We start from the raw sequence: 16,738 nt of genomic DNA, 5'->3' as shown, positions 1-16,738 counted from the left end.
TTAGGCTCCTTTCACCTTCAAATCCCTCATCTCTCAAAAAGGGATCTTCCCTAAATCGTCGGGGTTATGCAAATCGATGACGACAGGATACTCATTTTTGGTTATTACTCCATCCACCTGCAGTCGCCACAGCAGGCTGGAAGCCCCTGATTCTTGTTTGTTTACGTTCGATTCGGCTTGCTGCTCATATTCATTCTGCCCTTGCTCTAGTCCACCTTCGAATTCTCTATGCTGCTCCAATTGCTTTGACAACAAATGAGTTAACTCGCTATCTTCATGACTATCTACATAGAGGCGTACTCCACCAGCTGCCCGGTTCAACCGCTCGATGATTTCACGTGTTTGCTCACTGAGACCGGCATCTACGACAGTCAAGTGTACGTCTACTCCCATCCACCGCGAGAAGGAGAAGAAGGAGCGAAGAGTCCGTTCCATATTGGAATACTGACGACTCGCAAGCAGCACATAATGTTTAGCGGAACGCCGCCGCTGGCGTTTCAAGCGGTAAACTGCATGCACAATGAAGCCAGCCAGCACATAGCAGCCCACGACTAGCAAGAAAATTTCGATCATGGCACCGCACCTCCTGAAAATAATATAAGCCTTCTTTCCCTATCCCACTCTCAGGCAATTTTCCATACATGCTTGGCCCTATTTTGCAGCCATCTCTTTTATTCCAAGCTGCTCTTGCCGTGAGTCCGACTTATTTTCCTGCAAGGTTTAGAGTATTAAACAGACGGCTTTGCTGCTGCTCCCAACCTGTCTTGTTCTGCATTATATGCCTGCGGGCGCCCAGTGGTTCCTTCCTTGACGGACATGCACACAGCTGTTGCCGAAAAAAATAATACCCCGTTACAGCTAACACTTAGGCTCTCCTGTTTCTCGCTTTCTTTTTGTCATTTATCCGGATTTGGGATCAGCTTTCTGTGTTCATCCTCCATCCCTTCACATCAAAGAGACGACAAAAAAGAGCTTCCGCCATGTGAACATGGTTCCAGAAGCTCTTCATTCGATCCTATCCGCCTTTATTTATTCCAATTCATATCCTATTCCTTACAGGTGCCCTAAGAACACTATGTAGATTGTCAAAAAGGCAAACAGCGCTCGCACTCTCTGCCTTCAGGAGTCAAAGGAGCTTAACCTAGAACGTTCGAACCTTAATTTCCCTGGCCAGAAAAACTACAGCGTAACCCAGCCAAACTTAATGGAGTTGATAACGGCTTGCGTACGATCATCCACTTCCATTTTTTGCAGAATGCTGCTGACGTGGTTTTTAACCGTTTTTTCGCTGATGAATAGAAACTCGCCAATAAGCTTGTTACTTTTGCCCTCAGCCATCAGGCGCAATACTTCGGCCTCACGCCGCGTTAATGGATTATCATCGCCAGCGACAAATTTCACGCCTGGCTCTTTCGCTGCTGCTGCTCCAGACACGACACCCATTTCATCCAAGTATGTCATACGACGCAGCTGGTTAATCAGCTTGCCTGTGACTTTAGGATGTATGTAAGCATGTCCGTTAACTACAGAGCGTATAGCGTTAATAAGGGCCTCCGCTTCCATATCCTTCAGCAGGTAGCCTGTCGCTCCTTTGCGCAGCGTCTCAAATACATAACTTTCATCATCATGAATCGACAAAATAATGACCTTCACATCTGGGAAAATCGTCTTAAGCCGCTCAGTCGTCACAACCCCATTTTCAATCGGCATATTAATATCCATCAGGACGATTTCTGGAATGGTATGATTGCAAAATTCGAGCACCTGAATGCCGTCACCGCATTCGCCAATGACCTCCAGGTCCTCCTCCATATTCAAGATACGTTTCAATCCTTCACGAAAAAGCTGATGATCGTCAGCAAGCAAAATTTTAATTTTACGTTTATGGTTAGGTGCGCTTTGGTTCATTCGTCATCTTACTCCTTTCTATTCTCCGCTGTAATAGGGATTTTAAATATAATCTTCGTGCCTTTTCCTAAATTTGAGTCTATGTCCATCTTCCCTTCCAAGAGGTCAATCCTTTCCTGCATGCCTACTAACCCAAAATGCGAGTTGTCTCCGTTATGCACCTGAATGAGCTCTTGTTGGAATCCACTGCCATTATCGAATACGGTGATTGTAACTGAATCTGAGGTATAAACCATGTCTAGAGTAACGTAAGAGGCATTAGCATGCTTAAGCGCATTGGAGTAGGCTTCTTGAACCAAACGATAAATAGCAGCTTCCATGGCGGAAGGCATCCGAATCTCTCTGCCCGTAAGGTCAAATACAGTATGTATTTTAGTTTTCTCTTCAAAATCCTGTACAAATTTGCGCAGCGTGGGTACAAGTCCCAAATCATCAAGCGCCATTGGACGCAGATTGAAAATAATTTTGCGAATTTCCTCGAGTCCTAGACGAACCTGACCCTTTAAATCTACTAATTCGTCCTGTACTAGCTGAAATTCCTTCTTTAGAAACATTCTTTCTGCAATTTCCGTACGCATGACAATATTTGCAAGGGATTGCGCCGGTCCGTCATGGATCTCACGGGCTATACGCTTGCGCTCTTCCTCCTGGGCTAAAATAATTTTCAGGCCAATCAGCTGCCTTGTTTTTGCGGATTCTAAAATACGCGTAACCTGATTGAGGTCGCCCGACAAATATTCCAATACGACGTTAATTTGCGATGCAATCATCTCCGCACGCTCAATCGAGGACTCTACATTGCGCACACGCTTTTGCAGATCATCCCGTCTCGATTTTAAATATGTTTCCTTCTCGCGGCAAACCATTAAATCCAGCTGGATCTGCGTCGCTTTTTCATACGCGGATTTAATATCCTCTTCCTTATATCTGACGAAATCACGGCTAACTTCCGTTAGGCGTATTCTCGCCTGCCGGTAATCCAGCTCAAGCTGATCGACTCGTTCAATCGTCTTTACCGTTTCCTGAATGACCACTTCGAGCTCCTGCTCCAGCGATTCAAGTTCAGCGCGTGCAGCCTCGCAAATTTCAAAAATCTGAAATTTGCTGTCCTCCATGACCTGCGTCGCATTCGTAATGACACGATTAATATCTAAAATATGTTGATCCATAAAAAATCGGCAACCTTTCCAATAGAAGGTTCTTTTAGACTATCATAACACAATTGCATAGTCCGCCGCCTCCTTGGCCTTGAACTCTAGCTGTCGAACACTGCGGGAACGAGAGGGAATAGAGGCAGGATTACCCATGCATTTCAGGCAAAAATCCCTCTATTTCCCTCTCTTCCTCCTGCAATCCCGGTTAGAGCTCTTCCCTAGTTGATGGTAATTTTCTTCGTGCTATTATCGAAGCCTACCTTAAGTCCCAGCTGCTCCGAAAATAGTCGAATGGGAATGAGCGTACGGTTGTTCCGCACAATAGGCGCAACCTCTGTCGTGGAACGCTTGCCATTCGCTACAATCTCTTTTTTACCAATAACCATCTCAAGCAAATGGGCGCCATCAAATACCGTCACCCGGTTTAGCTTATTGTCCCATTGAAGATTGGCTCCAAGCGCTTCGGATACGAAACGGATTGGAACGTAGGTTGTGCCCTTCAGCGTAATTGGCGTCACGTCAAGCGTTGTCGCCTTGCCGCCGATGGAAGCCGCTTTGCTGCCAATCGTCATGACAATGTCTTTCGCTTGGGAATTCGCGGCTTCGCCTGGATATTGCAGCTTCATATTGTCAATGCCAATCGTGCCGGTTGCCTCGCGCTCATCCGCACCCTCCGCGATTGTAACGACGTATACCCGCTTCAGCTTAACCGGATATTTCATCCCATAAGACGATAAGTCAGCCTTCACCGTCTTCCAGCCGCTCCAATTGAGCTGCTTCGCCACATCCACCAGATGCGATTTGCCATCAGCATCGGTGAATTCCGCCCGCAGCCAGTTGAGGCTCTTATCACCAAAAACATCAAGCGTCATGGCAGTAGGCGAGCCTTCAACCGTTTTGCCGGAAGTGCCGTTAAACACAGCATAGACGGCCTTCGTCCCTGTTCCTGCGCTAAAATCATACGTCAGCTGCAAAGCTTTAGCCGATGTCTGGCCCGCCAGATCACTAGTCAGCTTGACGCTACCCTTTGTCGTGGCCGATGGCGTTAGCTGCGTCGAAATGCTGTAATTCACATTTTCAAAATCCTCAAGCGGCTTTTCCGAGCCTCCCTGCGTAAGCGGGAGCATCGTTGGATAACCGTCATAGCGACCAATGGCATAGCCTGTCGTTGCGCCCTCATTAACTGATTGCACCGTAAGCGTATCGCCCGACACTTTGCCGGTAAAGCCTACAAACTCCCATTTAAGCGAATCGCCGCTCAGCTTATAGCTTTTGCCATTTTTCAAGGTCATCGTTACTGGCACCGAGACAGTTGCTCCTTTGGAAAGCATACCTGCTGCACTGTCAATCGTCATTGACGCAATTTGATCCTGTCCGACAACCTCTACCTTGTATGTAGCACTCGCTGAGCCCGACTTGACGCTAATGGTCGTAGAGCCCGCTTTTGTGGCCGTAAAGTCCGCGCCCTTGAAGGTGCCGATCGCCGAGGAGCTGCTCCATTTGGCATTGGTGCCGTCAACCGCTACCGGATTGTAATAGGTGTCATACCCTTTTACCGTAAAGGTCGCCTGCTGCCCAATAAGCAGGGCATTCGTGCCGCCTACTGTAATGCCCTTGACTTCCCCTTTAGGCGCTGTCGAAAACACGCCTATTCCACTCGCTACGCTGCGCATCGTCGTCCCATAAGTCGTGGAATGCGCGGATTGCAGGGCAAACTGCCCGAGCGGACGCTCAATCATCGTTGTTGATCCGCCGCCATCCAGATTCATGCCTTTGTAGACGCCAAGCTTCACCATAATCTGCTGCAGCTCCGCCAAATTCACGCCCTTGCTGTCTCCGTACTGTTCGCTGGTGATCAGATATACCTTTGTACCATCCTTGGAATAACCCACGGCTGAACGAGAAAGGTATGCCGCTCCGCTAACACCTGTAATGCTGCGCGAGAATGTCGATGCTGCCCCATTATTAACCAGAATCGTATGACCGCTAACCATCATTTCGAATTGATTAGGATCTACTTTGCTTCCCGTCGTTTGGGAGACTAACGAGTAGTCTGACTTCAGCTTGTCCCCGACCTTGATCTCGGCGCGGATGAATTTAGCTGCCGTACCGTTGGCGCGTAAAATATATCCGTCTTTAGGGGCCGCCATCGTGAGCGCAGTCCCATCGGAAATCTGCTCGACAACGCCATTGCGAACAAGCACTTCGGTCGGCAATGCGGCGGAATTTTTAGGACGCTCTGTGCCTGCCCACGCACTCGTATAGATAAACATCGTGTTGGCATGGCTGTAAGTGGAGTCTCCACTATCCGGCGTATAAGCCGACTGGTTAATGCCAGAAAGGGCAAAGGAAGATCCGCCTGCAGACGTTACCGTGCCGCTAAAGCTGTAGCTGTCGATTTTCGGCTGGCGGTCCTTCGTGACTCCAAAAGCATACATGCCTTTAATTTGCATCGGCGTCGTCATGAGCGTTCCGCTAGTAATCTGCGCCCCCATCGGCGAGCCCTCGCCCGTTGTCACATAGACGTCGCCGTTAATGCCGGCTACCGCTCCACTCGTTTTCGCCATATTCAAAATCGTATCGCGATCGCCGATTGTATTGTTTTTGCCGCTCAGCGCATTCAATTGCACGTATTTATTCGTGAGATCGACTTCAATGACATGGACGTTCGCTTGCGCCGTTCTGCCGCTGCGTATTGTCGTCCAAACATAATCGACTCGTTTGGCGCCTGATGTGACATAGGACTGCTGCAGCTGTTTAAGCGTTCCGCTGCTTGCTGCTGCGGCCGTTTCTATTTTAAGCATCTTCCAGCTTGCCGGAGCAATTTCTGAAATTGGATGCAGGAGCAGCGCTCCTCCGATTATAACAATAGCTACCTTTTTGCCTATTTCGCGGTTATCTTGGTCGTATCCTCTTACTAGCTTGCGCATTATTTTTGCAACTCTCCCATCTCAGGCCCCGCCCCATCCATGCCAAAAATATTAAAAAGGGATGTTGGCAGCAGCCTAATCTACTAAGCCTATTAAATATAGACTATAAAGAGGTGCAAAAAGTTCCGCTAATCTTCCGATTTTTGCGAATTTTGTCGTATGGCAACAGCGTTCGTCTCTGATCCTGCTTCTTGCTGTGAGCGCCTGTCGCTGCGGCATCAGTCCTCTCTCAAATGAAAGTAAACCCAAAATTGTAAGAGCTTATTAAAAAAAGCCCCGTACAACCTTTATGCAAGGTGTCCCGGGGCTGGTACCAATTTACTACGTGTTTAAAAATTGAATATGCTCTAACAAGCGCTTGATCATGACGACTGCTTCTGCCCGGGTTGCATTCGTCAAAGGACTAAAGGTTTTTGTAGTTTTACCGCCGATTACGCCGGTATAAATCGCTTTTGCCGCATCCGTACGCGCCCATGAGCTGATGCTGTTGCGATCAGTAAATGGCTGCAAATACGTAGAGGCTGAAGATGGCAGTTGAATGGTGGCGCCAGCTGCACTTGCTGCGCGCGTCATCATTGCCGACATCTCCTGGCGTTGAATATATTTATCTGCTTTGAACGTTCCGTCCGTATAGCCAAGCACAATGCCTGCTTCGGAGGCCGCTCCAATATAAGCTGCAAGCTCGGTGCCTATATTGACGTCAGAATATTTGGCAGCCGCTGCCTGGTTGCCCGAAAGCCCTAACCCCTTCGCAATATACGTTGCGAACTCGCCGCGGGTTATCGGCCTGTCTGGAACGAACTGATTGCCTGTGCGCGCTGCAACAATATTTTTGTTGGCAAGCGACTGCGCAGTTGGGCCAGCCCAATGGCTGCTAATATCAACAAGGCTGACGGAATTGCTAACTAATGCAAAGGCGCCGATGCTTTTGCTTCTAAAGGTAGCAACCGTCTTGCCGCTCAACGCGGAAAACATCGTCGGTACATAGGTCAATGCACCCGCAACAGGGTCAACCCGAACAATTGCCGTATTTTTCCTCGTCACAGACAAGGAGGTATCCACGCTTAAAGTCGCATAGCCGTTAAGCTCTGTAATCTCGCTTTTCATTGTACCACTAACAGCATAGAGCTGAAAATGTACAATTCCTGATAATAGCGAAATTGTTGATAGATTCAGCCTATTCGTCAGCGCTGTTGTGAGTGATGTCGTACCAAGCTCGATCTCAATAAGCAGTTCCCCCGTGGAGCCCACGATGCTAGTAAGCTTGGAATAGTTCAAGGCGCCCAGCGGAATTTCATATGATGTGCCATTATATTTTACAACAAAAAACGGATTCGTATTAATAGAGCTTGCATTCAGCAGTGTTGACAGTGGCACAGCTACAACAGCCGCATTTTCAGAATTCGGAATTTCTACTATAATTCGCGATTTCGTAAGATTAGCCGTTCTTGCCGCTTGATAGGCAGGAGCAAGCTTGTCGGCTGAGATAGAATATTTCACTGACGATCTGCCTGAAGCGGTCTGATAAGACGTCTTTGTAAAAGCACCGCTCGTCATTAGAACCCCGCCATCGGACGATTGGGTAAACTCTCCCGGAATCAAATCAATGATTGACGAGCTGTTCGTTACCGATTGGCTTATGATATTCTCAATGATTTTGCCCGATGAAGTACGAAGCGTCGTTCCTGATGCATAATAGCTAAAGGTCACCGAACTCGTAGAAGCAATACCCGTTGCGAGCGTCAGCGTAACCGTAGAGCCGCTAATAGACACATTTGATACCGTTGCAGACGAGCTGCCCGCCATAACTGAAAATTGCATATTGGACGGCACATAAGAGCTATTCAACGTTTCGCCGAACGTAAGTACAAGTGAATTTCCTTTAATGACTGCTGAATAGAGCGAGCTGTTGGCAGATGACATAGATGCTCTTTGTGTTGAGAAACTGGCTGCCACATTTCCGGCCCCATCCACTACCCTTGGTGAAGACACATTATACGATACATAGATGGTATCGCTTGAGCTAACGGCCGAGCTTAGCGTAAGCAGCATTTGACTGCCAGACACAGAAATTTGCACGATAGAGCGAAGGCTGCCATTTACGCTGACCGTATAGCTGCTTGCAGGTGGAATTGTACTCGTGCTCAGCGTTTTGTTGTAGCTAAGCGTAATGGTGCTGCCATTTGCGTATACCCCTTGCAACGTAAGAGCCGTCGTATCCACTGTATTCGTAAGGTAGTAGCTACCAAAAGCCGCCACATTGGCTCCATCCGTGCTTTTAAGCGGATAGTTGCCTGGCGTGTAAGAGACGCTAACAGACTGATTGGAGATCGTTGCATTTACACTCATAGTTACAGTCGCGCCATTGATACTAATAGCTGTCGGTGTATAGGAGGCACCGCCAATATTGACGCGGAATTGCTGATACGCCAAATTGTTTACAGAAGCCAACGTTTTATTAAACGTGAGCGTAACCACGCTGCCTGTTGCCGTACCGCTGGAAAGCGTTGGCGCTGTCGCATCTACCGCAAAGACCACGTCCTGACTTGCAATGCTTAATGCCTGATTGCCAACGAGATCCTGTATGCCGCCAGTCGTCGTAGTCGGCTTGGAATAGGAAAGCTTGACTGTCTGAATATTAACGAGTGTTCCCGCTAACGTCAGTGTAACGGTATTGCCAGACACAGCAGCCGCAAGCAATTCCCGCCGCTCGCCATTAACGGTAATGTAAAAGCTGCTTAAGGCAGGGATAGAGCTTGCTCTAAGCTCCTCGTTAAAGGTCATGACGACAGTGGAGCCCTTGGCTTCTATCTTGCTGACAGCAGGAGGCGTCGTATCATTGCCTAGCGTTTTAAAGGTCCACTGATAGGCATTCTGAATACCTAGAAACGCATTATCTGACAGATCGTAAACAGCCGTTGGGCTGATTTCGATATAGTAATTTGTCTCCGTCTCCATTAATATGCCAGGTGGAAGAGTAATGACCAATTGTCGCCCATTGTTAGGATCAACATAGAAATTAGCCGCAATATCGTTTATACCTCTTTCTGGAGTAACAGGCTTAATCGTAACCGTACCACTGCCTTTAACAATGGTCTCGCTGAAAAGAGCTGTGAAATAAGCATTTGTAAGTACATTTTGCGTATTATTCACGGCATGTTGCGATTCAATCGTTGGCCTTACCGTATCTTGTGTCACTCGAAACGTCCAGCTGTTCGCTGTAATCCCGGCAAAATAGTTCCCCGCCGCATCACGGAAGGCATTGCTGCCAACAACCACATAATACTGAGCGTTGTTAATAAAGGTCTTATTCGGATTAATCGTAATTTTGCTCGTTCCGCCACCTGTTACATAACTTGAGGTAACGGGAATCGTTGCAAATATCGTATTGTTTGAATTACGAATCTCTATGTTGCCCGCGCTCGGATAAACCGGCTCGGTAAAGTTGATTTCAATGCCGGAATTAAGCGTGCCGATTGCCGCTGTGTGAGCAGGATAGGTGCTGTGAATCCGTGGCGGATCGGTTTCGTCTCCCGGACTCGTTGTAAAGCTCCACGTAGCAGCATTGGAAACACCTTGGAACCAGTCCCCGGTCGCACTGTCCGTGAAGGCCCCTGCATCTATCAAAATATAATAGCGAGTGTTCGCAAGCAGCTTCGGCGGCGTAAAGGTAACGGTATTTCCGCTAATCATGATGCGAGATATGTCCGTAGCCTGATAGCGATCCGCATAATTGTCATTTACGCGTACGAGGCTGATGTATTTTCCAGCGTTCGCTGTCACATTTTTATCAAAGCTAACGCTGAAAGAACTGCTTACTCCTACTGAGGTAGCGGAATTTCCAGGGGTTAATGCCGTTGCATTCACTGGCGCTGGAGCCGTTGTAAAGCGCCATGTCGTTCCTGCATAGCGATTACCCGAACTGTCTTGAATGACATAATTAGGAATGGTCACCGTATATGTCGTATTTGGATAGAGCGCCTCAGTCGGCTTAATCGTTAAGGTTGGGGTGCCACTGCCCACCACCTGCACGGAATTAACCGCAATCTCTCTGTTGTCATAAGATGTTGCGCTTGGCGCAGATACCAGCGTAATTGCTCCATAGGTCGTATATACGTTTTCATTAAATGGTAGCGTTATACTTGTTGTAATAAGCGCTCCGCCTGATTCAGAAGCAGGCGATACCGCAGAACGCAGGTCTGGAGGTGTACTGTCAACCTGAGTTACTGTTCTAAAGCTCCAATCCGCCGCATTAGATATGCCGCTAAAATTCGAGCCATTAGAGGCATTCGCGAATGCACCCTGGTCAATGAATACATAATATTCGGTGCCTACTTCAAAAGCAGCACTTGGCTGCACGGTAACCGTCCTTCCGGTAGCATCAATGGTCACCTGGTTGCTTGTCGCAACATTAAAAGTCTCAAAACGAATATTATTCAAATACTTGTAGATGGTAATTGAAGCAGGACCTGTTCCTTTTACTACACTTTCATCAAAAGTAAAGGAAAGAGGCGCACCGAGTCCGACATTTCCAACAGTATTGGCTGGCGATTTGCTTGTAATAACAGGTCCGCCGACTGCCGCATGCACTTCATTGGTTAGAAGGCTGCTGCTTGGCGGCAAAGCAACTTGTAGCAAGAGTACGAATACTAGAATAAGGCTAATTTTGTAACGACTCATTTCATTCACTCCCTAAAAATTTACACTCGTACCTTATTTGTCGGCTTCTGAATGCCAAAAATGTAGGTTTTCCGGATAATTTCCATCTATTTTGAATAATTCGTCATTTCTCATTAAAAATAGCCTGTGAATGGCATTCTCCTTTGAGAAAATGCTTATTCGCAGGCTATTTATATGAGTCAATTATTATTAACAAAGTTCTTATTCAAACAATATCCCAAACTAAAGTTATTAATTCGGATTCAATGCCGGAAGATTATCAAATCTCATTGTTATATATTTGGCAGTCCCATTACTATAATTACGATTATACCCTGTAACGACCAAATCATTACCTTCCCAATAAAAATATTGCAAATAATCTATATTCTCATAAACACCTTGGGGGATTTGATAGTTTGCCAAAAGTACATTCTGTGTGTTCCTAACTTCAATATTAGTGCCACTCACACGAGACACTTTATAACTTTTCCCATCTGGTCCAGAGAGTGTACTGCCCTGCATTTGTATTGTTGATACTTGATGCGAATCTGTGGCTAGGATTTCGCCTGTATTCACCAAAATAGCTTTCATATTAATTTTCACATTTTCTCTAACTGTAATCGTTGATTGTTTACTGGTTTTCACCCATGCTCCTGTATCCCCAAATTGATAGTAATATTCAATGTTTCTCGTATTACCCAAATTAGAAAAAGTGATATATCTAAAATTTGTAAATGGATCTCCTTCCTTTATTACTAATCGATCTAACTTTGAAGTAATGTTTAGAAATGTAGAAGTATACGATACTAAACCCGGCCACCTCACCCAAGCAACAAGGTTATTACCGTTAAAGCTTGCACTTACCAAATAAGCTTGATTAAAAGCGTAATTCATATGTCTCGGAGGAATTTGTCTATCAATCCAGTCAGTTCCTCCATCTCTTGTCACGAACAACTCATCCGCATAATAAGCAACCGTATAAGTTAAACCGTCTGGTCCCTGTACATGCAGTGTTTCTCCATATGCCTGTACAGCCGCTGGACTAAGGTCTACTTGCGTCAAACCAGTAAATGTCGCGCCTGATAGAAAAATCGTTGACGCAAAAGCAGCAACCGCTACTCGTCTAGCATTTTTTCTGATATTCAAAAACGCCCACCCCTTATCATATATTAAAATAAATTTTTACAATTTAAATCATAATTTCATAATAGATACTTCTAGTATCCAAGTAAATATTAAAATTGGTTTTTTTTAATTTACAAGAAAACTATTATATGTATATTTTAATTTCAAAATGATCAAATACTATCATTTTTCATTTAGCAAAAAAGCCCTTCAGAAAAGTTAAGAACCGATGTTCTCAACTTTTTTCTGAAGGGCTTTAGTTTTGAGGATTTAATTAAGCCAAAGCATCTGCTTTCAGTTTATCCGCTTTGTCAACGCGTTCCCATGGAAGATCCACATCTGTACGGCCAAAGTGACCATATGCAGCTGTTTGACGGTAAATTGGGCGACGAAGATCCAGCATTTTAATAATGCCAGCAGGGCGAAGATCGAAGTTGTTGCTGATAACTTCAACCAGCTTCTCTTCATCCACTTTACCTGTTCCGTATGTGTCTACACTGATAGAAACCGGATTTGCCACGCCAATAGCGTAAGCAAGCTGAATTTCACATTTATCAGCAAGGCCAGCTGCAACGATGTTTTTAGCAACATAACGAGCCGCATAGGCTGCAGAACGGTCAACTTTTGTAGGATCCTTACCGGAGAATGCGCCGCCGCCATGACGTGCATAACCGCCGTACGTATCAACGATGATTTTACGGCCAGTAAGACCTGCATCACCTTGAGGACCGCCGATAACGAAACGGCCTGTTGGGTTAATGTAATATTTTGTTTCAGCGTCCAGCCATTCAACTGGTACAACTGGTTTAATAACGTGCTCAAGAATATCGCTTTGAATTTGCTCCAAGCCAATTTCTTCAGCATGCTGTGTAGATACAACGATTGCATCAACACGTACTGGCTTGCCATCGACATACTCAATTGTAACTTGAGTTTTGCCGTCTGGACGAAGATACTCGAGAGTTCCGTTTTTACGCACTTCGGACAAACGACGCGCAATGCGGTGCGATAGAGCGATCGGAAGCGGCATAAGCTCTGGTGTTTCGTTTGTAGCAAAACCAAACATCAAGCCTTGGTCACCAGCACCAATATCTTCGTTCTCTTGTTGAATATCTTTGCCGTCACGTGTTTCAAGCGCGGCATTAACGCCTTGAGCAATATCAGCGGACTGCTCATTAAGCGAAGTCAGAACCGCACAAGTGCTGGAATCGAAACCAAACTTAGCTCTAGTGTACCCAATTTCTTTAATTGTACGACGTGCGATAGCCGAGATATCGACATAGTCCGCACGGCTGCTAATTTCACCAATAACGAGAACAAGTCCTGTCGCTACAGATACTTCACACGCTACACGCGCATAAGGATCTGACTCCAGGAATGCATCCAATACTGCATCGGAAATTTGGTCACAAATCTTATCGGGATGACCTTCCGTTACTGATTCTGATGTAAATAAATGACGACCTTTAATTGACACCCGTATCAACCTCCTACAGCTTTAGTATAAATAAGTTCAGAACGTATAAACAAAAAACGAACCTTTTCCTTAGGGAAAAGGTTGTTTTACAACTCTCTAATAAAGTATGTTACCGAAAATGTCGCTTCCTGTCAATGGATACTATCCCGATAAGATTTAATTTTCGGTAAAGGTTAAGGTGAAACGGCTGTCGCCGTCCTCTGGCGTCGTGGTTCGTTTCAGTCCGAGAAATATAGAGAATGGATAGCTAAATCATATCCTTTCCTATATTTTAAATATAACCGTTTAAAACAAACTCTGCTTGAGCTACAAGGCGTTTCGTCATTTCTCCGCCAACAGAACCGGCTTGCCTTGTTGAAAGCTGTGACCAGTGCACTGAGCCTGTAGTTTGCGGTACTGATCCTAGCTCGCCCGCAAACTCCGTATCTTCACCGGACGGTCCGGAAACATACGAGTAAAGCCCAAATTCTTCAGCGATTTCATATTTCATTTGCTGCAGTGCTGCTTTACTTAATGGAACGGCTACTTTATTGGAACGACTCATTATAAGAACACCTCACTGTTGGATGATGGGAGCATGCTCTTATTTTAACCTCAAGGCATTTGTTCAAGCGTATAATCTATTGTCAACTTGTACAAATTATACTAACTCAGTTAACGGATTGCAGTTTATATCCACCTCGGACCAATACGGTCAACGATTTAGCGTAGCCTGTCGCTGCCGTAACTCCCCTGCCTGAGCGAGGCATCAATAAAAGGTGATTAGTGGTAACGGATTTTCCTTTAACCAAGTCCTTGCCATCCGTTATATCCACGATACCACTGCTATCTGAGCTGTAGGCTATTGCTTTACCCACACGAAGAATAATCTCTGTGCCTTCATCACCAAGCAGCACTTTGCCGCTAGGTACACTAACGACTTGCAGTGAAGCCTGAGCACTGGAAGCGTTCGACGAGCCACTAGAGCCATTCCCCGAGCTGCTGCTGCCATCAGATACTTTAGCAAGCTGCTCATCTAAATAACTTTTTGTAATAACAGGATCGTCGATAGAGCCTGGAGTTGTTGATACGCCATCTGCTTCGATCGCTTTCGGATTAAGAATACCAATACCGAAACCTACCAATAGGAGTGCTGCACCAATAGCCACTTTCATTGTCGTTTTCTTCAACTCTATTACTCCTCTCAGAAAAAAAATCAGGTATCTTATTAAGATACCTGATTTTTAAAAAATTAACTACAATATTTTAATTAGCTATTATGAAATTAAAATTCCTTATTTTTTGGATCAGCCCAGTTCAGGTATGCCGACCACTTAATATTTTTGGATACCAGCTTTGTTTTGTAACCATTAATCTCCTCATAAATATTGAGCTGAATGGTTTTGGCAACTAGCTTATCTGTGACGCTTTGGACAATGTTCGTATAGTTGTTGCCAACTTTCCAAACATATTGACCTGCAGTACCACCTGCACCTTCGAGTTCAAATGGAGCATTAATCATGGAAATATTAGTAGACTGGTCCTCGAGAGCAAAAGTGAATTTTTTAGCGCTAAAGCCTTCATAACTAAGATCCTTCGTTACTTGACCAGAGAAATCAACGTCGATTTTGTCATCAGTCAAGTAAGTAATAATGTTATCCATATTAATCGTATAAGGACCAACTTGAACCTTGTTAAATTCGGATGTTATCGTCTGACTATACTGTGGCAATGCATAGCTCACTGGATTTACAAAACCTGAAATTTCAGCATCATCTTTCTTTACAATGCCCTGAGCGTTAAAAGCACTACCAAGTACAACTGATGCGCCAGCTAAATCAAGTTGTTTAGGCACCTCTGTTGTAACAATAATTTGTTCCTTCTTGCCAGGATTGATCAAATTGCTTGTTTTCAACAATTTAATATCGTATTTGTCTCCATCAGCTGTTTTCAGAAAACCGACAAGCTTGGAAGTTGCAATTGCGCGGGATTGTTTATTCGTAACATCCATATATACAGTATACAGATTGTTTGAATTTCCTTCGAACAATTGTGTTTTCATAACATTTACTGTGAAGTTTTCTCCAATATCATTAACATTATTTTCACTGCCGATTGCAATTGATTTTGGTACGATAGCCGCAGGTGTTTTCAATGCAGCCAATTCTGTCTGTGATTCACCAGACTTCTCAAATAGCTTAAGCTTCAAATCAGTTAACGATGTAGTTGTAGGAACTGTACCTGTATAATAGATCGTTATAGAGCTCTTAGCTGGAATAGCTACTGGATTAGTAAATGGAATAATGGTAGTTTTCACAGCCGCTTTATCCCCAAGATACAATGAACCCTCAATTGCTGGGATTGGAGCTGTTTTGGAGCTTGTATTTGTAATAACAAGCTTTCCGATCAGGCTGTCTTCGCCGCCCCAAGTGTTTCTTTGAATGGAGGCTACATTCATTTTATAAGTGTAATCATCTTTAATATATTCATAGCTAGTTGATGTTGCTGTATTCGCTGTTTTTAAATTATACCCTATTTTAGAAACAGGCAGGGATAAGCTTGATGCGCCTTCTCCAGTTCCAGTGCTAACACCTTGTGTAATAACAAGCTTTTGCCCTTTTGTAGAAACAGATTTAGGAAGAGTGATGCTTAATTTAATCGTTTCCAGAATTTTCGGACGCAAGACGATAGCATCTGCTGTACCTGAAGTAGTTGAAGTGACTTTCATCTTGTACATTCCACCAGCTGCGGACTGAGCCAAAAATTGCAGATTGGAAATCGAAAGCTCCGAACTGCTAGTATTTCGCATGGCAAGTTCAATATTAACCGTATTATTATCTGTGCTCGTCGACATCGTCGATTTGCTAATTCTAATATTTACAGGAGTACTATTCAACTTTACAGAGCTGTAGCCGCCTGCTTTAACATCCGTAGAATAGTCTGCTGGAAACTTAAATTGTCCCAATGTTTTCTCATAACCAGCCACACTGAAATCAAACTTCACCACTTTAAAAATGAGTTTAGGCAAAGTCATGCTTGATGGCAGCTCACTATAAAAAGTTAAGGTAACATTCGAATTGGCTTGAACGGTTTTTTTCGTCTTATCACTATCCAGCATATACAAGGTATATTTAGTACCGCTAGTAGAAGCCAAACGGAACCAATAGTCTTGCAGATTAATCGCTTTGCTTCCTCCGTTATAAAGCGTGATCGTGAAGCTGGCTGTCTTTCCTTTGCTAGTCGACAGTATATCCGCGCTATCGAGCTTTACATACGAGTTGCTATTTATGTACACAGGTTTAATACTGCTTGCCGTAGAGGCCGCCTCACTCATAGGGGGCAACGTAGGGAATAGCAGAGCTACTACTAACAACATGCCTACATAAAAACGCCATTTCAATTTCGAGCTTGCTGAAAAAACCGTCTGCATTAAAATATCACTCCACATCTTTTTTTATATAGACGTTCATACCCAACAAAAAGTTTCGCTGTAATGCCGAGCA

Annotated in this window: 10 protein-coding genes; all 10 read right to left on the bottom strand. The window is 44.9% G+C overall.

Annotated features, from left to right (window positions below; genetic code table 11):
• Nucleotides 1-33: 33 nt before the first annotated feature.
• A complete protein-coding gene (locus ACSR9A_RS07185) occupies nt 34-573 on the bottom strand; it encodes a hypothetical protein (RefSeq protein ID WP_473756411.1) in 540 nt (179 codons plus the stop codon).
• A 606-nt stretch (nt 574-1,179) separates the two neighbouring features.
• Entirely contained in the window at nt 1,180-1,908 is a 729-nt protein-coding gene (locus ACSR9A_RS07180) for a response regulator (protein ID WP_056036894.1), read from the bottom strand.
• Between the two features lie 8 nt (nt 1,909-1,916).
• Entirely contained in the window at nt 1,917-3,077 is a 1,161-nt protein-coding gene (locus ACSR9A_RS07175; protein ID WP_056036892.1) for a sensor histidine kinase, read from the bottom strand.
• 203 nt (nt 3,078-3,280) lie between these two features.
• Nucleotides 3,281-5,992 carry a stalk domain-containing protein gene (locus tag ACSR9A_RS07170; protein ID WP_473756408.1) on the bottom strand — a complete coding sequence of 904 codons (2,712 nt, stop codon included), beginning with the start codon at nt 5,990-5,992 and terminating at the stop codon, nt 3,281-3,283.
• A 321-nt stretch (nt 5,993-6,313) separates the two neighbouring features.
• Nucleotides 6,314-10,672, bottom strand: a complete 4,359-nt coding sequence (locus ACSR9A_RS07165) for an Ig-like domain-containing protein (protein ID WP_473756406.1) — start codon at nt 10,670-10,672, stop codon at nt 6,314-6,316.
• 231 nt (nt 10,673-10,903) lie between these two features.
• Entirely contained in the window at nt 10,904-11,800 is an 897-nt protein-coding gene (locus ACSR9A_RS07160) for a hypothetical protein (RefSeq protein WP_473756405.1), read from the bottom strand.
• Nucleotides 11,801-12,053: 253 nt separating this feature from the next.
• Nucleotides 12,054-13,256, bottom strand: coding sequence for a methionine adenosyltransferase (metK, locus tag ACSR9A_RS07155; RefSeq protein ID WP_473756402.1), 1,203 nt, complete (start codon nt 13,254-13,256; stop codon nt 12,054-12,056).
• 271 nt (nt 13,257-13,527) lie between these two features.
• Nucleotides 13,528-13,800 (bottom strand): alpha/beta-type small acid-soluble spore protein, encoded by a 273-nt coding sequence (locus ACSR9A_RS07150; protein WP_473756400.1) that lies wholly within the window; start codon nt 13,798-13,800, stop codon nt 13,528-13,530.
• Between the two features lie 106 nt (nt 13,801-13,906).
• Nucleotides 13,907-14,425 (bottom strand): hypothetical protein, encoded by a 519-nt coding sequence (locus tag ACSR9A_RS07145; RefSeq protein WP_473756398.1) that lies wholly within the window; start codon nt 14,423-14,425, stop codon nt 13,907-13,909.
• 95 nt (nt 14,426-14,520) lie between these two features.
• Entirely contained in the window at nt 14,521-16,665 is a 2,145-nt protein-coding gene (locus tag ACSR9A_RS07140; protein WP_473756396.1) for a hypothetical protein, read from the bottom strand.
• Between the last annotated feature and the right edge of the window lie 73 nt (nt 16,666-16,738).

It is taken from the genome of Paenibacillus sp. R-74696, assembly GCF_055814915.1.
Note: the sequence above shows the minus strand (reverse complement) of the source record. Positions and strands in the feature narration are given on the sequence as shown.